At 41.2% G+C, this 18,050-nt stretch carries 17 protein-coding genes; 3 read left to right on the top strand and 14 right to left on the bottom strand.

What is annotated here, in order from left to right; all coding sequences use genetic code 11:
• The 9 genes from T543_RS14270 to T543_RS14230 form a co-directional block, all read right to left on the bottom strand.
• Positions 1 to 486, bottom strand: a complete 486-nt coding sequence (locus tag T543_RS14270; RefSeq protein WP_081830098.1) for an NfeD family protein — start codon at positions 484 to 486, stop codon at positions 1 to 3.
• The gene (locus T543_RS14265) at positions 486 to 1,223 is read right to left on the bottom strand and encodes a sensor histidine kinase (protein WP_051638808.1); all 738 of its coding nucleotides are present in this window, start codon (positions 1,221 to 1,223) and stop codon (positions 486 to 488) included. The genes T543_RS14270 and T543_RS14265 overlap by 1 nt, the downstream gene beginning before the upstream one ends.
• A gap of 105 nt (positions 1,224 to 1,328) precedes the next feature.
• The gene (locus T543_RS14260) at positions 1,329 to 1,814 is read right to left on the bottom strand and encodes an NUDIX hydrolase (protein WP_035769959.1); all 486 of its coding nucleotides are present in this window, start codon (positions 1,812 to 1,814) and stop codon (positions 1,329 to 1,331) included.
• Between the two features lie 641 nt (positions 1,815 to 2,455).
• Positions 2,456 to 3,604, bottom strand: coding sequence for a lactaldehyde reductase (gene fucO / locus T543_RS14255; RefSeq protein WP_035769750.1), 1,149 nt, complete (start codon positions 3,602 to 3,604; stop codon positions 2,456 to 2,458).
• Positions 3,605 to 3,808: 204 nt separating this feature from the next.
• Positions 3,809 to 4,315, bottom strand: coding sequence for a TetR/AcrR family transcriptional regulator C-terminal domain-containing protein (locus T543_RS14250; protein ID WP_330370011.1), 507 nt, complete (start codon positions 4,313 to 4,315; stop codon positions 3,809 to 3,811).
• Between the two features lie 117 nt (positions 4,316 to 4,432).
• Positions 4,433 to 5,470 (bottom strand): DUF3089 domain-containing protein, encoded by a 1,038-nt coding sequence (locus T543_RS14245; RefSeq protein WP_051638807.1) that lies wholly within the window; start codon positions 5,468 to 5,470, stop codon positions 4,433 to 4,435.
• 153 nt (positions 5,471 to 5,623) lie between these two features.
• On the bottom strand, positions 5,624 to 6,298 hold the full coding sequence (locus T543_RS14240; protein WP_051638806.1) for a 2Fe-2S iron-sulfur cluster-binding protein: 675 nt from the start codon (positions 6,296 to 6,298) through the stop codon (positions 5,624 to 5,626).
• Positions 6,288 to 7,922 (bottom strand): L-aspartate oxidase, encoded by a 1,635-nt coding sequence (locus T543_RS14235; protein ID WP_035769749.1) that lies wholly within the window; start codon positions 7,920 to 7,922, stop codon positions 6,288 to 6,290. Before T543_RS14235 ends, T543_RS14240 begins: the two co-directional genes overlap by 11 nt.
• A 9-nt stretch (positions 7,923 to 7,931) precedes the next feature.
• Complete coding sequence (locus T543_RS14230; RefSeq protein ID WP_035769748.1) at positions 7,932 to 8,495, bottom strand: hypothetical protein; 564 nt, start codon at positions 8,493 to 8,495, stop codon at positions 7,932 to 7,934.
• Between the two features lie 144 nt (positions 8,496 to 8,639).
• Between T543_RS14230 and T543_RS14225 the strand changes: the two genes are divergently transcribed.
• The gene (locus tag T543_RS14225) at positions 8,640 to 9,518 is read left to right on the top strand and encodes a tetratricopeptide repeat protein (RefSeq protein ID WP_155843306.1); all 879 of its coding nucleotides are present in this window, start codon (positions 8,640 to 8,642) and stop codon (positions 9,516 to 9,518) included.
• 60 nt (positions 9,519 to 9,578) lie between these two features.
• On the opposite strand, the gene T543_RS14220 is transcribed toward T543_RS14225, so the two are convergent.
• From T543_RS14220 to T543_RS14205, 4 genes are all read right to left on the bottom strand, one after another.
• Entirely contained in the window at positions 9,579 to 11,354 is a 1,776-nt protein-coding gene (locus tag T543_RS14220) for an EAL domain-containing protein (RefSeq protein WP_035769745.1), read from the bottom strand.
• A 186-nt stretch (positions 11,355 to 11,540) separates the two neighbouring features.
• A complete protein-coding gene (locus T543_RS14215; protein ID WP_035769743.1) occupies positions 11,541 to 13,205 on the bottom strand; it encodes a dicarboxylate/amino acid:cation symporter in 1,665 nt (554 codons plus the stop codon).
• A 111-nt stretch (positions 13,206 to 13,316) separates the two neighbouring features.
• Positions 13,317 to 14,078: a hypothetical protein gene (locus T543_RS14210; protein ID WP_035769741.1), complete on the bottom strand. Its 762-nt coding sequence runs from the start codon at positions 14,076 to 14,078 to the stop codon at positions 13,317 to 13,319.
• Positions 14,075 to 14,749: a DUF4230 domain-containing protein gene (locus T543_RS14205; protein ID WP_035769739.1), complete on the bottom strand. Its 675-nt coding sequence runs from the start codon at positions 14,747 to 14,749 to the stop codon at positions 14,075 to 14,077. The genes T543_RS14210 and T543_RS14205 overlap by 4 nt, the downstream gene beginning before the upstream one ends.
• 177 nt (positions 14,750 to 14,926) lie before the next feature.
• On the opposite strand from T543_RS14205, the gene T543_RS14200 reads away from it, so the two are divergent.
• Positions 14,927 to 15,805, top strand: a complete 879-nt coding sequence (locus T543_RS14200) for an alpha/beta hydrolase (protein WP_035769737.1) — start codon at positions 14,927 to 14,929, stop codon at positions 15,803 to 15,805.
• Between the two features lie 145 nt (positions 15,806 to 15,950).
• Here the strand turns inward: T543_RS14200 and T543_RS14195 are convergent, their stop codons facing one another.
• The gene (locus tag T543_RS14195) at positions 15,951 to 16,940 is read right to left on the bottom strand and encodes a DUF362 domain-containing protein (protein ID WP_035769735.1); all 990 of its coding nucleotides are present in this window, start codon (positions 16,938 to 16,940) and stop codon (positions 15,951 to 15,953) included.
• A 247-nt stretch (positions 16,941 to 17,187) separates the two neighbouring features.
• On the opposite strand from T543_RS14195, the gene T543_RS14190 reads away from it, so the two are divergent.
• Positions 17,188 to 18,036, top strand: a complete 849-nt coding sequence (locus T543_RS14190; RefSeq protein WP_035769734.1) for an alpha/beta hydrolase — start codon at positions 17,188 to 17,190, stop codon at positions 18,034 to 18,036.
• Positions 18,037 to 18,050 lie beyond the last annotated feature (14 nt).

Below are 18,050 nucleotides of genomic sequence, written 5' to 3'. Positions count from 1 at the left end.
TTATTTCTCCTCCTCAACCATTATTCTGTTGTTTTTTACTTCTGTAATTACAAGGGGTGAATCCTTTTTTATATAATAATTTTTAGAAAGGATATCAAACTTAACACCGTCAAATTCTCCCTTTCCGGCAGGCTTTAAATCTGTTATGGCGATACCTCTTTTCCCGATAAGGTATTCCATGTCCCTCGCATCAATAAACAGGTTCTTGCCCTGCAGATCCTCATCAAGCTTGATGGGCGATTTTATCTTTTTTGAACTGAATATCACGATGCTTATCACCAACATAACCGCAATGATAACAATAGCGATAACGCCCACGATCACTCGTTCCTGAACATTTCTTCCGGTTAGGAATATACCAGCAGCGGTAAAAATGATACCGGCTATCCCGGGAAATCCGAAGCCGGGCATATAGAACTCGACGCCTATCAGAAGTATTCCTATTATCAGGACTATCACTCCCAATATCTGAACTGCTCCCATCATTATTCTCCTTTTCCAAAGCTTACTGTAAAGACCGTCTCTTCGTCATCTGACGATAGCTCAATGTCTCCACCGCTCTTATTCAAAATTTCGGATACGATTGCGAGCCCCATTCCATGGCCCTCTTCCTTCCTAGTGGAGAAACCCCTTTTAAAAATATTCTCTCTTATGCTCTCAGGAATCTTTGGACCATTATCCTCCACACTGAAGATGTACCTCTCGGGAGTCTCTGTAATGTTCACTCTTAGTTTCTTTTCCTCACCGTCATAGTCTTCAAGTGCCTTAACCGCATTGTCTATCAGATTGGAAAGAACCTTACACAGCTCCCAATCTTCTATGCCAAGCTTTTTGAGATCGGATTTAACTTCAATCAAAAACTCAATTTCCTTTGCTTCTGCTTCCGCCAACTTGGCCGCCAAGAGCGCATTTATCGCAGGCTTAGACGTCTTTACAGCTTTTCCTGTCTTTAGCAGCTCCTTGTAAAACTTCCTGAGGTATGCGTTCATCTCATCATATTCCTCAAGCTCCATCAGACCATACACAATCTGAAGATGGTTAAGGTAGTCATGTCTGTCCATTCTGAGTTTGTCATTCAGCTTGCACAGGTTGTCGATGCTTTCGTGAAGAGCATCGTTCCTGGCTATCAGCTTCATATAGTTCCTTATCAGAACGCCAATGCAGCCTATGAGTATTATTGCCAATGTGACACTTAAGATAAGATATAAATGTGTATCTCTCACAACCGCCTCCGTTTTTCTATACACTCATGTTAGCATCACCAGATTTTCCATCAATCCATATCTTCTCAAATATACAAAAAACAGACTGAAATGACATTCATCAATTTATATTCTCTCGTCTGACACGATATGTTCTATCCCATCATGATTTGATTGCAAATACTCTTTCATAAAAGTCGGAAATGCTTTGTATTTATCCAGTTCAGATATAGGAAGCCAATGCATGCTCTCCCTAACACCCTGGGTATAACTGTCACTGTTTAGCTGCCTTGTCCCTCTGGGCTTCATCACATAATAGAATGCTATCTCATGACAATCCATGCCCTTTAATGCTCCCATATTTTCATTAAAAAAATTTTCATGAATAACTGCAAGATGATCTATTTCATAACGAATGCCTGTTTCTTCAAACACCTCTCTTTTTACTGCATCCTCAGCGGTTTCTCCCATATGAACGGCACCGCCGATTGAATAATAGTAATCATCCTTCTCATTACCAGCAAATAATACATAGCCATCTTCAACTATTATTGCCGCTGCACGATATCTAAACCAGTGGTTTTCCTCTGTAAACCCACAATTATGTTCCACAATCATCACCTACTTTTTTGTTTTATAAACTACTTCGACCTGCTAAACTAGATATTCTTCAATCATAGCCTTTATTATATTAGAACTGATGGCATGTTGAGAAGACTAAATTATCAACATACATTTCCAGAGGTTCAATAATCGGTGTAACGAGTTTTTTCCTTGTAATCCTGCATCACCAAACTCCTTTTTCAGTTCTACGTGACCCTGCTTTATCTTTTGACTGTAATCACGTAGTATCGCAATGATATTCTGGCACTCTACGTGATACACCCCTGTTATCAGAGCTCTCCTCAGGTATTTTTTCCAAAAAAATGCCTGTTTCTACGTGACACACAATAGTTTAGAGTAATCTCTCACGTAGACGCCATTATTATCATACTTGTCACTACGCGAGTATCAGCTAAAAAAAGCCAATGGTCACGTAAGCCGTCTTCTCACCTATATTTTTAGGAATTATCAAGCTGTCCCAGAAAGAACAGCCATTTCAAAATGAACTTTGAAAAGAATGGCACCTGGGGGACGGGGTTTGTGGACCATTTTGCGACATGTATCACATAATGGTACACTAACTCCGACCCACAGGTGCCAAAGTAAAATGGTACACTAATTCTCCCCCTCAGGTACCAAAGAAAACTGTTTTAAGCCATCAGCATTCTGAACATTTCAATAACCTGCTCTTTTGTTGCTTCTCTCGGATTGCCGGGATAGCATGCATCATTAAGAGCATCTGTAGCTAATACATCAAGATCCTCTTCCTTGATCTTGTCGAGTGTCTTCGGAATACCAACATCCTCGGAAAGCTTTTTAACTGCATTAATTGCAGCATCTCTGTATTCGTCCTGAGTCATGTTATCTACACCTTCAACACCCATTGCTCTTGCTACTTCTCTTAAGCGCTCACCTGTGTATTCACGGTTGAATTCCATGGAAATAGGAAGGAACATAGCGCAGGCAACACCATGAGGAGTATCATAGTGAGCAGAAAGTGTATGTGCCATAGCATGGTCGATACCAAGGCCAACATTGGAGAATCCCATTCCGGCGATATACTGACCAAGTGCCATTCCTTCGCGGCCTTCCTTGGTGTTCTCTACTGCTCCGCGAAGATGCTTTGAGATGAGCTTAATAGCTTCAAGGTGGAACATATCTGTCATCTCCCATGCAGCTCTGGTTGTATAACCTTCGATAGCATGTGTAAGAGCATCCATACCTGTAGCAGCTGTAAGACCCTTAGGCATAGATGACATCATCTCCGGATCAACTACTGCAACAATAGGCATATCGTTTGTATCTACGCATACAAACTTTCTCTCTTTTTCCACATCAGTAATTACGTAGTTAATTGTTACCTCAGCTGCAGTACCTGCTGTTGTGGGAACTGCAATGATTGGAACACACGGATTCTTGGTAGGAGCAACACCTTCAAGTGAACGAACATCCTCAAATTCAGGGTTTGTGATAATGATGCCGATTGCTTTTGATGTGTCCATTGAAGATCCTCCACCAATAGCCACAATGCAGTCTGCACCTGACTTCTTGAAGGCTTCAACACCATTTTTAACATTTTCTATAGTCGGATTGGGCTTAATATCTGAATATATTTCATAAGGAAATTTTGCTTCATCAAGAAGATCTGTTACCTTAGCTGTAACTCCAAATTTAATAAGATCCGGATCAGAAGCAACAAATGCTTTCTTGAAACCGCGAGCGTTGATCTCATTTACAACTTCCTTGATCGCACCGGCACCATGATATGATGTGCCATTAAGAGAAATTCTGTTTGCCATAATGCTTAAACCTCCCAAAAAACTTTTTATATTCCGAGTAACGTTTCCCGTACTCAAGAACTAATTAGTTGTTACACGGATAATCTAAATCCTTAATAAGCTTAGCATTTTAGCAGAATAAAAATAAGTTACACATTATCTAAAATGTTCCATTATGCTGTATCGGCAAAAAAATCTTTACGGCATATTTTTGCCGGAAAGATTTCATAGTATGCATATTTCCTTAAAAAGTTTTTCAAGGTGCGATGGCATCGCATCTATCATGAGAGTCATCAGTTCTTCTTCGGGTTCTTTCATGCCCCCGAGGACCCATTTTACAGTCATATATATTGAAGCCTGACAATACATTTCCAGAAGTTTTCTTATATTTCTCTCCGGAAGCTCTCCGGTTTTTTCACGTATCAAGCCACAATAAAATTCATAGATCATGTAAAAATCATGGTCTTTAAGGTTATTTTGCTCATCAACTCTAAATGCCGCAGTGAAGAATAACCGCTCCTGTTTAATATATTGAAACTTTTTGACAAGGCCTTCACAAAGAGTCTTCCCGGTTCCCATCTCCCGAAAAGACTCCTCAAGAAGTCTGTCAAAGTACCAGTTTATCAGGTCATATTTGTCTATGAAGTTCCGATAAAAAGTCTGCCTTGAAAAACCACACTCAGTAACGATCTGCTTAACTGTTATATTTTCAACTGAAGTAGTTTCATGCATTCTTTTATAGCTTCTGCAAGTTTGTATTTACTGTGATTTGCCGTTTCTGAATTCTTCACTATTTAGTTGCTCCTGGTTTTTTGCGCTGTATGGTCTGGTAAAAAAGTCTTATGCTGTTCATGCTGCATCTTTTGCAGCTTTTTTCTGCAAGAAGGCATCTGTTCGTTTCTGAACATTTTCTTGAAGGTTTACAAAGTACAGGAAATTGTCGTAGATGTGGAAGCTTCCAACCGGAAATACATCGAGAATCGGAGGATATTCATCTGTATCAATACCTGTAACAATGAGGCTTCCTCTTTCAGGATCGATATAAGCGCCGTATTTTCCTGCGGTTACAGATGTGATTGCACCTGTCTTGCTGTCCTGAGTTACTGTTCCTTTATTTAAGGATTTGGAAGCGACCACGCTATCTGTTCTCCAGTTAAGAGGATTTATGGAAATAGCCTTTACTCCGGCAGGCGTAATGATCGAATCTGTTACAGTTCCATCTTCACAGTCAAAACTTATTACAACACCTGTGTCGGTCTCACCTGTTGCAGGAACGATCTGAGGATATTTTGCGAGCATATCCTCTGTCATACTCCATCCGATCGCATAAACAGCTATCAGATTTTCTCTTAATGCTACCGCCCTGTCGCTGTCTCCTCCGTAATATTCTTCCATGAGTCTGTAGCACATATCAGCTCCCTGTGAAAAACCTGCCAGTATAAGAGGTCTTCCGTTATTTTTGTGCTCAATATAATACTTAAATGCTGCGGAAACATCCATGTAAGCGTTACTCATGGCCTGTTCTTTTGCTACAGGATCCTCCATTTCATAAACCTTTATCGATGCCTGCCTGTAATAAGGGGCAAATATCCTGGCTGTTTGAGCATAGATAGCCTGCTGCTGGTTCATTGCATATCTGAACCTCATTTTATAATCCTCTGTTATAGCAGAATTGCTGTCACTTTTTACATCTACAGTCGGCGCAACAATGAATACGTCGACATCATTTTCCGGATATGCTCCGTCATAGAGCCAGTTTCCCGGCAATGAATAATCCAAAGAACTTGTAAATGGAATCACCCTTTCCGCATGTACCTTTATCCCCGCGGAAAATGAAAATACCATCAACATCACTGTCATTAGAAAAAACGAAATCCATCTCTTCATTTAGAAGCCCTCCTCATTTTTCAAAGTCGCATTTGCGATATCAACATAATACATTTTACCATATACTAGAGGGTGGTGGTCCCCAGGGACGGGGTTAGTGGACCATTTTCTGAAAAATGGTCCACTAACCCCGTCCCTGGGGACCAGCTAACTTCATCTCCGGTTCATCTTTCCCATGGACGAGAGCGTCGGAATGTGCATGGGGCATACATCCATGCAGGAAAGTGCCTTTGAGCAGGTGTTTCCAAAATGCTCAGCGTAAGAGCTGCGGATATCCTTGGATTTTTCCTTGTTCCGAGCTTTTACAAGATAACAGTCATTGGCATAGACAGCGCCGTAAAAAGACTTCCCATTTGTATAGTTAGGGCATACTTCCAGACAGAGACCGCACTTTAAGCAGTTCGCCACAGTGTATTGGTGCTCGTGGTCTTCTTTTTCTTTGGGATTGTATTCACCGATATACACGTTGGTACTCTTTAGTGTTTCGTGGATCACGCTTCTGTCCACTATCAGGTCGTGGATTACGGGGAACTTCCTTAAGGGGCGGAGTATCACTTCATCCCCTTTGAGATTTTTGAGGAATGTCTCGCAGGCAAGTGCAGGAATCTCATTTATCACCATGGCGCAAGCACCGCACATACCCTGTAAGCAGGAATTCTCCCACCCGATACGATCTGTTTTTTCCCCAAGATCATTTATGATGTCGTCGCCGAAATTGAGCTCATCCATCATTCCGGCAACGGATATTTCCCTAGTTCCATCGTAGTTAAAGGACTCCCAATAGGGCTCGGAATCAGGGAATTTTTGGCGCAATATTCTAATCTTCATAGGCATTCTCCCTGTCAAAGGTTACTTTCATGTTTCCTTCATTATAAGTAATGATCGTAGCAGCCCTGAACTCTTCAAGAGATGTAGGATAGTCGCTTCGGTAGTGCGCGCCGCGGCTTTCCCTGCGCGCCTCGGCACAGGTTAGCGAAGCAAGAGCCAAGGTCAGGATTCCATTCAGGCTGTAATTGGTGTATGCAGAAACACTCGAATCATAATGTATGCGGTCAGCAACTGACAGATAGTAGCGTACGTCCTCCATGCCTTTGGAAAGAGAATCTGCAGAACGGACAATGCTCATGTGTTCACGCATAGTGCCGGCAAGCAAGTCACGGATGTGCATTGCAGCAAATGGGCTATCGGCTTCAAGCATCTTTTTGAATTTTTTCTGCTCTGAGAGAATATAGCTCTCAAAATCAGCACTCTCCCGCCCGGCATTTTCTCCGGAAATACTCTCTGCCGCAACCTTGCCGCTGTACATGGCCGACAGTAGCGAATTGCCTCCAAGTCTGTTTGCACCATGATAGATGGATGCGCATTCGCCCACAGCATACAGCCCCGGGATATTCGTTGCGTGATCCTTGTGCACAGCCAGTCCGCCCATGAAATAATGAACAGAAGGTGCCACAGGAATCGGCTTTTTTGATATATCGATTCCGCTGTACTTGGCACAGATATCACGAACCTCCGGAAGCCTTGAATCGATCAGCTTCTTGTCCATAAATGAGATATCCAGGAACACATCTTTGCCGGTAGCCATGATCTCCCTCGAGATGAGATCTCTAGTCATCAGATTCCCCTTGGGTCCGTACTTATCCTCCATGAAAAAGACCTTTTGGTCACCATCTAAGTAAAAAAGCCTTCCGCCCTCGCCACGGACTGCCTCTGAAATCAGCATTCTCTTTTGTGGCGTTTCCAGCGTAGTCGGATGGAACTGAATAAATTCGAGATTCTTCAGAGCTGCTCCCTGCATGAAAAGGCGTCCCGCTGCATATCCGTCACAGCGGCTTGACCCGGTGGTCTTGCCAAAAAGGCTGTTCTGCCCGCCGGATGCCATCACAAGGGCATCTGAATATACAGGCACTAGCACTCTTGCATCTTCGTCATAAAGAAGGGCGCCGTAACAGCGGCTGTCATTTATCAGTGCCGAGTAAAAATGATGTCTCAATATTCGGGTTATAAGGCCTGCAGCCTCGAACCTACGGACTTCCATGACCAGAGCCGAGACGATGTGCTTACCTGTAGAAGATCCGCAGTAATGGGTTCTCTTGTAGGTCTGCCCGCCAAAAGCCCTAAGCAACGGATGGTCATGTTCATCCACAGAGAACACCGTTCCGATCCGCTCCAGATAATGAATGACCTCTTTTGCATCTGAGCAAAGCCCGCTGACAGCATTGCTGCCTGCAAGGTAAGCGCCGCCCTTAAGGGTATCTTCAATATGGCACTGCACGCTGTCACCCTCTTCATGCCTTTCGGTAACTGCATTTATCCCGCCTGCAGCCATGACAGACTGGGACTGCTCCGAGGGACCGGGGGCAATCAGCTTAACCTTCATGCCCGATTCTGCGCAGCGAATGGCGCACATCATTCCAGATATACCATTTCCAATTATCAATATTTCCTTCATGTGCCGACCTCAAATATGTACAAACATTGACAACTGCCCTTTTACAACCGCAAAGGAAGTAATTAGCAGCAAAATAGTCATCATGCACCATACTATTTTGTCCGTGAGTTTGACCTTCTTTTCATCAACAAGAAGTCCAAGTGTTATTAATGCTTTGGAAAAAGAGATGGACGTGTGAACCGTGATGACCACGTAAAAAAGAAGCTGCAGTACCAGCAGCATGGCAAAGCCAATCCAAATGCTGTTTTCTGCGCAGCTTTTCAAGGCTTCAAATGTCTTTAGATGAACGATTAGAAGAGGAAAAATCAGAGCCGCTGAAATGCGCTGAATTATGGTCTTTCTGTTTTTTTGTGGATACAGGTCAAGCCTTGTACCGTCACCAAGCAGAAAGACGGAGCACATGCCACAGATTGCATGGGCGCACACCAGCACCATAAGCGGCAGAGAAGTGGCAAGCTTTAACGTTGGATTGTAATAGAACGTAAGATAGGAAAAGCAATTGTATACCATATGCACCACCACGGCGATTGACGACAATATCCCCAGAACTGCATTAGTCTTTTTCAGTATCATTTTTGGCCCTCCATCAATTTGTGTACTGCCAATACTTTCCTCTTATTTATCTTCAGTTATACTACCATTTTACTACCGATGGCCATTTATGTGATATACTATCTTTCGTTATACGTATGAAAAAAGGGAAAAGGGGACTATATAATGAAAAAACAATGTTGCGACATGACAGCTAATGAGTGTGCTAAACACTTCATCAGGTCAAGGAGAAAGCTGTTTCTCGTGTACATACTTGCGCTCATAGCAATCGGTGCGGTTCATATATCTGCATATCTCTATATATTGCCGCTCTATTTTGGTGATGAGGATAGTGTCAGGATTTATGAGGGTCTTTCAAGGGGGCAGGTCATTACAACTGCTATTTTATTTATCCTGTGCGTTATTATCGCTATCACTGCGTTGATCGTACAGCGTGGCTCGTTCGCAGGAATATACCTTAATCAATGTGATCCGGAAAAATATATCGAAGCTGAAAACATAGTTTGCAAAAAAATACGTTTCGGTCGCAGAAACAAGCGCCAAAAGTGCCATATTGCAGGAGCTTATGCAGCATTTGGTGATTATGAAGGCGCATGGAACATCTACCGTGAACTGGTTCCGGATAATATCGATAATTGCAATGATGTAGTTATCCTGGGCGGACTAGTAAGTTATTATCATAATGTAAAAAATAATGAGGAGTCAGTAAGATATTTATCACGTCTGGAAGCTATAAAAGAATCAGGAAAAAAGCGCGGTTCAAGGCTTAACATGACAATTGACCACATAAAAAGCGTAATAGCGATCGATGAAAAAAACTACGATGAAGCAAAAGCACTCATAGATAAGTATATTGATGTTCCCACTCTTACAGGAGTAATGAAAGCCGTAAACAACTATAATCTCGGACTAATTGCGTACGAAACAGGCAACTACGTCGAGGCCGTTTACAGATTCAAAGTAGCTGTAAATATCGGAGGCAAACTCTCCTTTATCGAAGATGCTACAGAAAAGCTTGCAGAGCTTGAAAAGAAGCTTGCCTAGGGGACGGGGTTTGTGGACCATTTTCAGAAAATGGTCCACAAACCCCGTCCCCTAGGGCCATCAATAGTTCTTTTCGCGCTCATTCCTTTCGTCTTCAGACTCCCATTTGGGAATAGGAATATTTTTATGAAACCTGTCCAAAATAGTTTCAAGGCTCTCCGGTCTATGGTAACAGTAACCCTGACCGAGTTCACAGCCGACGCTAAGTAGGAACTGCCGCTGCTCTTCTGTTTCCATTCCCTCGCAAAGGGTGTGAATGCCCAGTTGGTGCGCAACATCGATCAATGCTTTTATCACAATCCTGTTAGCTCCGTTATGTGAGTCAAGATTTAGCAAAAGATCCATGTCAAATTTTATAAGATCTATATCAAAATTGCTGAAAACACTAAGAGATGAGTATCCGCATCCGAAATCATCAACCCATAGTTTGTAGCCATTTTCGCGTATCTTCGCAAGCTGCTCATAGAATTTATCTGTAGCTGTCACCAGCCCCTGTTCTGTGATCTCTATGATGAAATAACTCTTATCGATACCATATTGACTGATATCGTATTTATCATAGATTCTGTTTAGTTCGCCTATAACATCAATATAGTCAAAATCCTGCCTTGAAAAATTGATGGAAACAGGTAAGAGCGGAAGCCCCTCGTCATAGCGGATTTTTATTTCTTTACATACCTCTTCAAATAAATATAGATCCAATTCATGCATAAGATGATACTTTTCAAGAGCGGGCATGAAATCATCCGGATTTACCTGTCCATGCTTAGGATCCATCCATCTGGCCAGGGCTTCAAATCCCATTCCGTTGCCGGTTTCAATACGTAAAAAGCATTGGTAAAATACCTTTATCCAGCCGTTTTCCATTGCTTTATCAAAGTTTTCAATTATGTACCTTTGATGATTGTATAAAGTATCGTCTTCCTCGGAGTAAAATCTATAGAATTTTTTCAGGTCAGCACCAACAAGTTTATTGGCTCTGATAGCATGATCAATGGATTCCGTATATGTAACATTTTTGTTGCCCACATATATTCCTACGTTCAAGCCTGTTGTCGTGCCATAGGCTCTTACCTTGATTTCTGAATTGACCATTTCAATTCTGCTGATCATTTCTTCTTCGCCATGATATTCATCAATAACAACAAAATGATCAGAGACTATGCGCGCAACTGTCCCCTTAGTAAACTCCCGTGCAAGAATATTGGCAAGTAGTATCAGTAGTTCATCGCCTTTTTCCAGTCCATATTTTCTGTTATAAGACTGTATGGAATCAATATCGATATATAGGACTACAGGCTTATGGCCTCTTGCGATGATTTCCTGTATCTTGTTTTCGCCATGCTTGTTAATATAATTCATATTTGGAATATTCGTTAATGAATCGTAATAAAACTCATCCGTTTGGAAAAGCTTGTATTCATTTGATATTTCCAAAAGCTTATTTTCGTACTTTTGCACATCCTGATAAAGAAGAAAAACCAGATCTGTTCCATCTTCCATGGTCTGCCAATAGCCAACCGAATGTATAAGATGATATCCGTCATTCATTTTGATCCTGAAGGTGATGTCATAATCAGCTTTCCTGTCAAAAAAGCCATAACTTATTGCACTAAACATTGCCCTTTCCGAGGGATGTATCTTATTGATCAGATCCTCGAGCAGTCGATCGCCGTCAAAACCTTTCCATTGTTCTCTTGATACTTTATTCAAGGCAAAAAGACCATCAGAAATAACAAGCGGCTCATATTTACCGTTTTCCACAGGCCCCATAATGATCAACGGAATTCTAAGATTCTCATATGATTTTTTTATTTCATCAGGGAATGTATACAAGAAATCTTCTCCTTCTCCCAACTACTACAAAATTAGTAAAATCATACAAGTATATTTTATAGTAAAACGATATTTATCATCTAAAAAAATGATAAATATTTTCTAAAGAAGCTTGCCTAGGGGACGGGGTTAGTGGACCATTTTTAGAAAATGGTCCACTAACCCCGTCCCCTAGGACCATTCAGGCTATATTTTTTTACGACCATAGAACACGTCCATATCAGCCTTACCTTCAGACTTTGCAACGAGAAGTGTTCCAGCCAGATCACCCGTTGTGTTGTTGACTGTTATAAACATATCCATTATCGGATATATAGGCATTAAAAGCCCTACTGCTTCCATGGGAAGGCCTGTCTGCGCAATAACTATACTCAGGCAAACTATTCCGTTGCCCGGGACTCCGGGTGAACTTAGGGATAACAGAATGATCGTCAATATAAGTGGCAGGATCTGTGACATTGTAATCTTTGCTCCGTATGCTCTCATCAAAAAGAGTATCCCTGAAGAGAGGAAAATACAGCATCCATCCATATTTAAGGTTGCACCAAGGGGAATTGTGAAGTTACCTAGTGAAGGAGTGATCCCCAGTTTTTTCGTAGAGGTTTCCAGATTAGTGGGTATTGCAGCAGAACTTGAGCAAAGAGTAAAGCCGGTAACCATGCTCTCCTTCAAATTATTAAAAAATCTAACAGGATTAATTCTGCCTATCACAAGAAGTAATAAACCGTATATAGACATCATAAGAAACATGGTAGCTATGAGAGTAATTCCCTCTGCCAGCACATGTCTGAAAATTCCCATACCCGAATTGATTAAAAGTAGCGAAACTGAGGCAAATACAGCAAGCGGTATCAGCTTGGTTATAAGTGTCGTTAGCGTCAAAAACAGCGTGTTACAGGCTTCAAAGATTCCACGGAGTGTAACGGCATACTCTCCTATCATCCCCATAACTATTCCAATAAGGATCGCAAGAAACATGATCTGTAATGTATCATTTTTCATAAGTGGGCTGATCAAGTTGTTGGGAACAATGTTTACCACAGTATCAATAAGAGAAATGTTTTCATCACCATAGTCAAAATCACTCGCATTCTCATAAGTAACATCTGAACTTAATGCAAATCCCTCATTGCCAGGTTTTGCCAGACTCGTAACTGCAAATCCAATGGTAACTGCAATAACTGTGGTCACAAGATAAAAAGTCATTATCTTAGCGGCCACTTTTCCCAACTCTGCTATATTTTTAAATTGAGAAATGCAGGTAATAAGCGAAAAGAATATAACCGGGCCTATGACAATGTTAAGTGCATTCATAAACATGGTTTTTACCGGGTCCAATAAGTAGCGAGATATTCCATGTCCAACAGAAGTAGGCGCAAAATTCCTTATGAGTATTCCGCATAGTACGCCCAGCAAAATGGCCAGAAGTATCGTATATAACGACTGCTTCCCGGATTTCTCCACAAGAATGCGGAATTTATTGGAATTATTATCATGGCTGTATTTATAACTTTCTCCGTAGGAATGTAAAAAGATATTCCTGATGGCATCTTCAACATGATCCTCTTCAACATCATATAGTCCGATGTCCTTCTCAGAGGTAAGCTCAAATGCCTCTCCTTTCATACTAAGCTCCAGACTGATATCGCCCAGAAAAGCCGAAGCATGGATATGTAATCGGGCACCTTCAGAAGCATGCTTTACCAAAAGCACTATCGTCTCCTCTGCCAAAAGCTCCGTCTTTAAAATATATGATCTGGAAAGCTTCTTTTTTTCCAAAAAATCTCTTATAAATGTAAGTGATTTTTCAAGAAAATCAGGTTCGTTGGGATTAGTATAAAATCTGTCCATGATTTACCCTCCGTCTATTAGTAGATAGAGCTTAAAAGTAAGCTTGCTTAGGGGACGGAGTTAGTGGACCATTTTTAGAAAATGGTCCACTAACCCCGTCCCCTAGGACCATCATATATGTCTCAAAGCATCCAGGGTATCCTTATCAAGCGTAAAGACATTTGACGTAAACAGTGTTTTAACGATCCATATTAAAACTACAAGTACGAGGATCGGAATTATACATGCTGTAACTATCATCACGGCAAGCGATTCCATAAGATCACTTATGAAAGTGGTTACTTTTTCAATTGTACTGTTTGATATAGAAGCTAGCTCGCCCAGTATTCCGCCGCCTTCATTTTCCTCAATATCGAGATTGTTATATTCTTCTACAGCGGCATTGACCCTTTCTGCCTGCGTCTGATATACCATATCTGTAAGCTTAACACTTGCAGGAACTATCGCAAATATCACGAATCCTGTCAACGCTATCTTAATGGCAACATTTATCCAATTATTTTTCCCAAATATGATCACTCCGCAAAAGATAAGGAGCGCCAGCGGAATGAAAATGGAAAAAGTAATATATCCGGCTATTCCGATCATGAACTTTTCCAGATACAATGCGCTAAGTATTATAAGAAAATATTTGGCAAGCTCAGCAAGCTGCTCTGAAAGAGGTGTGCACATATCTCCGGGAAGAAGTGACAGCGTCGCGGAAGTTGCTGCTGCGCCACCGGATAGTGTCATGACTGTATTTATCTTTTCGTCCGTCTGTTCTATAGCATGCACATGATTCTGCGGGTTTGCAGCCCATGGCGCAAGCTTTGTAAACGATATTACTGCCAAAAGAACAAGAACAACTACCAGGGTTATTTTCTTTAAATTCATGACTCTTCTCCCTCTTCGAAAGTAATGTCATATCCGGCTATCTGCGGAAAATTATACAAAAATTTTTGCACGAGAAGCTTTGCCTGCTCATCCGACTTTTCAAGTATTCTGTTATCGAGTGCCTTCTTCTTTGCACTCTCCTCATATTCGACCAATGACATGTTGTAGTCGTCAATATTGATGGCGTTCCATAGATAATCTTTTTCTGAATACTTCTTAAAAGAATTTCTATCAACGATAACACCCTGTATCTCAGACTGGGGCATGGTAACCATTATTACTTTTTTATCCATGTCACAGCTAATTGATATTTTTTCAAAATTGATACCTGCCGTCACCGATCCATCGTAACTATAAGAAAATTCAGCTGTAGAGGACAATGGTCCAACAATCTGTTTTTCCTTTTTATAATGCCCAATCTGCGTGAAATAATACTCCTGAGTTACCAAAAATCCCATTCCCTGTAAACCGTCCTGCAGGGTTTGTGTATCAAAGGTAACAGTGACTTTCTCTTTGTCTTCCTTGGGTTTTATCGCTTCTATCTGTATATCTGAGGAATTAGCGGATGAACTTCCTGTTTTATCTTTCAAATAACCGATGCCAAGAATTATGATTGCCAAAATAGAGATTGCAATCACACCAATATAAAAGAAATTCTCATTCTTTTTCATCTTATTCCCCTCTCAAGTTTTTTCCTACTTTCTAGTATACCATTTTTTGCCACCCCGGTACGTAGTTTGTTCAGATTACTGTTTTTCCTAAGAAAACGGGAATCGTATTGTAATTTTGGTGAAATGTCTTTTAAAATAGATAAAGATAGCAAAAAATCAAGATGTTGGAGGGAAATCATGTCAGAACTATCAGATCAGATAAGAAAATCATTTAAAGAGGGAGACGATATCCGTGATGCAGGGCTTACAACTCCCGATGATATCAAGCGTTTCGATGATATAGTTTACGGAAGCGATGCTGATTGGCAGGTATTGGATGTTTATAGACCAAAGGATGCCGAGGGTAAGCTTCCCGTAATAATCAGTGTTCATGGCGGTGGCTGGGTATATGGCGACAAGGAGCGTTATCAGTATTACACCATGAGCCTTGCGCAGAGAGGATTCGCTGTAGTCAACTTCACCTACAGACTTGCTCCGGAATTCAAGTTCCCGGCTCCTGTAGAAGATACTAATCTTGTAGCGGAATTTGTTATGGAAAATGCAGACAAATATGGCTTTGATACGGAGCATATCTTTGGTGTTGGAGACTCAGCAGGTTCGCACCTTTTGGGACTATATTCATGCCTTAGCACAAACAGCGATTATGCTTCAAACTACAACTTTACTGTTCCAAAAGGATTTGCATTTAAGGCTGTTGCCCTTAACTGCGGCGTTGCCAAGGTTGAGCCGGAAGAAGGTTCACAGGAAATTAGTCTTATGCATGACTTTCTTCCTAATGGCGGAACAAAAGAAGAACTCGAGCTTATTTCCATTGCTAATTTCGTAACAGGAGAATTCCCGCCTGCATTTGTTATGACAGCTGACGGAGATTTTCTCAAGGATCAGCAACTGCCACTTGTTTCCAAACTGCTTGAATGTAATGTTCAGACGGTCTTTAGATATTATTCAGTAAAAGGCGGCGAGCCTTTGGGACACGTATTTCATTGCAATATGAGGCTTGCAGAAGCTGCAAGATGCAATGACGAAGAATGCAATTTCTTTAAATCATTTTTGTAACGGGACGGGGTTAGTGGACCATTTTTTAACATGGTCCACTAACTTAAGTTGCCCGGTACCATCCGGGGTTCATTACAACACACAGTTCACCTTCAAATACAGACTTTGCATCTGCCTTAAAAGAGCTCTCCATGGATTTAAGATATTATTTGGGCTGCATTTTTACAAAAGGCTTAAGGTCTTTAACAGCTTCTTTTCTGTCTATCTCCATGTCATTGTTGTCAACATCTATGAGCTTATAACGGTCATTTCCCATTCCCAGTTCTTTCATATAGGACAACTGCCTGTGTCCATGCCTTGTTTCTATTCTCTCAACAAGTGCTCTGTGCTCTTTTTCAGTCATTGCGTATACAAGGTCAATGCAGGCCTGATCCACAGCCAGAATATCAGTTGACGCAAGTATTCCCACATTGGGAGTAACAACAGGCTCAGCAGCTACGCCTTCACAGTCGCAGGATACGCTCATGTTCCTCATCACATTGACATAGGTAATGTTTTTGCCGAAATGATCAATAGTAGCCTTGGTAGATTCAGTGATCTTTTCCATGAGCTCCTCTTCTACTACGCCCCAGTCATTACCATTCTTAGCATGTATCCATGCCTTTCCAATGCGGCCATCTGCACATCCTATGCCGATATTTTTATTGCTTCCTCCAAAGCCGCCCATAGTATGGCCCTTAAAATGAGTTAGCACAAACATGGAATCATAATTAAGCATATGGGAACCATGGCTCATCTCCTTAAACCATTTTCCGTTTTTAACCGGAAGGGTGATCGTTCCTTCTTCATCCATGATATCTACAGGTGCAAAATTCCAACCATTGATCGCCAAAGTTTTTCTATGGGATTCTGTAGTATATCTGTCTCCGTCATAGAAGGTGTTAGTCTCAACTATTGTGGCATTTTTAAGACTTTCTTCCATCTCCATCAGTTCCTTGACCCAGGACGGAGGCACTATATTGGGACCACCCGGTTCTCCTGTGTGAAGCTTTATCGCAACTTTGCCTGTAATGCCATTATTAACTTTTTTATATACATTTTGAATTCCTGCGGGAGACAAGTCCCTTGTAAAATAAACGATAGATTCAGCTCCGGTACGCTCTTCATATGGTACATATCTTGATCCGTCAGACATATTTGTTATCCCCCTCGAATAGATAATGAAATTAGTGTCGTTACCTGATCATTATAGCAAATTAACATTATTGAGTCATCGGAGAGTGTCTCCAGTAACTCACTTGAACAAAAATTAGCATTTTTTGAGGAATTAATCAAAATATGTAAAAAGTAAACTGTCTTCACCTCTTGTATAATCATACTATGCCTTGCTTACAGCAATTACGAATGAGGCAATACACTAGATAACTAACGGAGGACGCAATATGAATTACATCTATGAAATGCCTGCAGAAATGCTGAAAGAAACTGATAAAAAAGGACGTGTTGAATTGTTTGAGTATGAATCTCAGACATATGATGAGTCTTCAGAAAAACTTCATAAGAAAGCCTATGTTTATCTTCCTTATGGATATGATGAAAATAAAAAATATAATGTTCTGTATCTTCTCCACGGTGGCGGATGCAATCATACTTACTGGTTTAAGGATTTTCCGGAAACGGTGACGATCCTTGACAATATGATGGAGAAAAAGATCTGCGATCCCTGCATCATCGTAACTCCGACCTTCTATCACAATGAGGAAGATCAGCACACTCATGACGAATCCAGATGTGAGAACTTCATGCACGAGATCAGGAAGGACCTGCTTCCTGCAATAGAGAGTAAATATGCCTGCTATGCAGAAGGCAACGTTTCGGAAGAGAATCTGATAAAAACCCGAAAGCACCGTGCTTTTGCCGGACTATCACTAGGTTCAATGACTACCTACAGAGCGGCATTTTACAACAACTTTGATCTGTTTGCATGGTATGGCCCTTTTTCCGGCTGCTGCGGTCCTTTTGGTGATCATAATAAAGAGGTTGAACGTATTTGCACTACTCTTAAGGAAGGAAAAGAGAAAGGCTACGAGCTGGGATTCATGTTCTGCGGAAATGGCGATAAAGACATCGCTTTTGAAGAGCACAAAGATATTATGGAAAAGGCCGTGGAAAAAACTGACCTTCTTGTTCCCGGAAAAAATTATGATTTTTACATCATCCCCGGTGGTGTACATGATATCAAAGCATGGCAGCTGCATTTATACCATGCCCTACAGGTATTTTTTAAATGAACTACCCACGCCGG

It is taken from the genome of Butyrivibrio sp. NC2002 (assembly GCF_000702265.1).
GTDB lineage: Bacteria > Bacillota > Clostridia > Lachnospirales > Lachnospiraceae > Butyrivibrio.
This window is presented reverse-complemented; position numbering and strand designations above follow the sequence as displayed.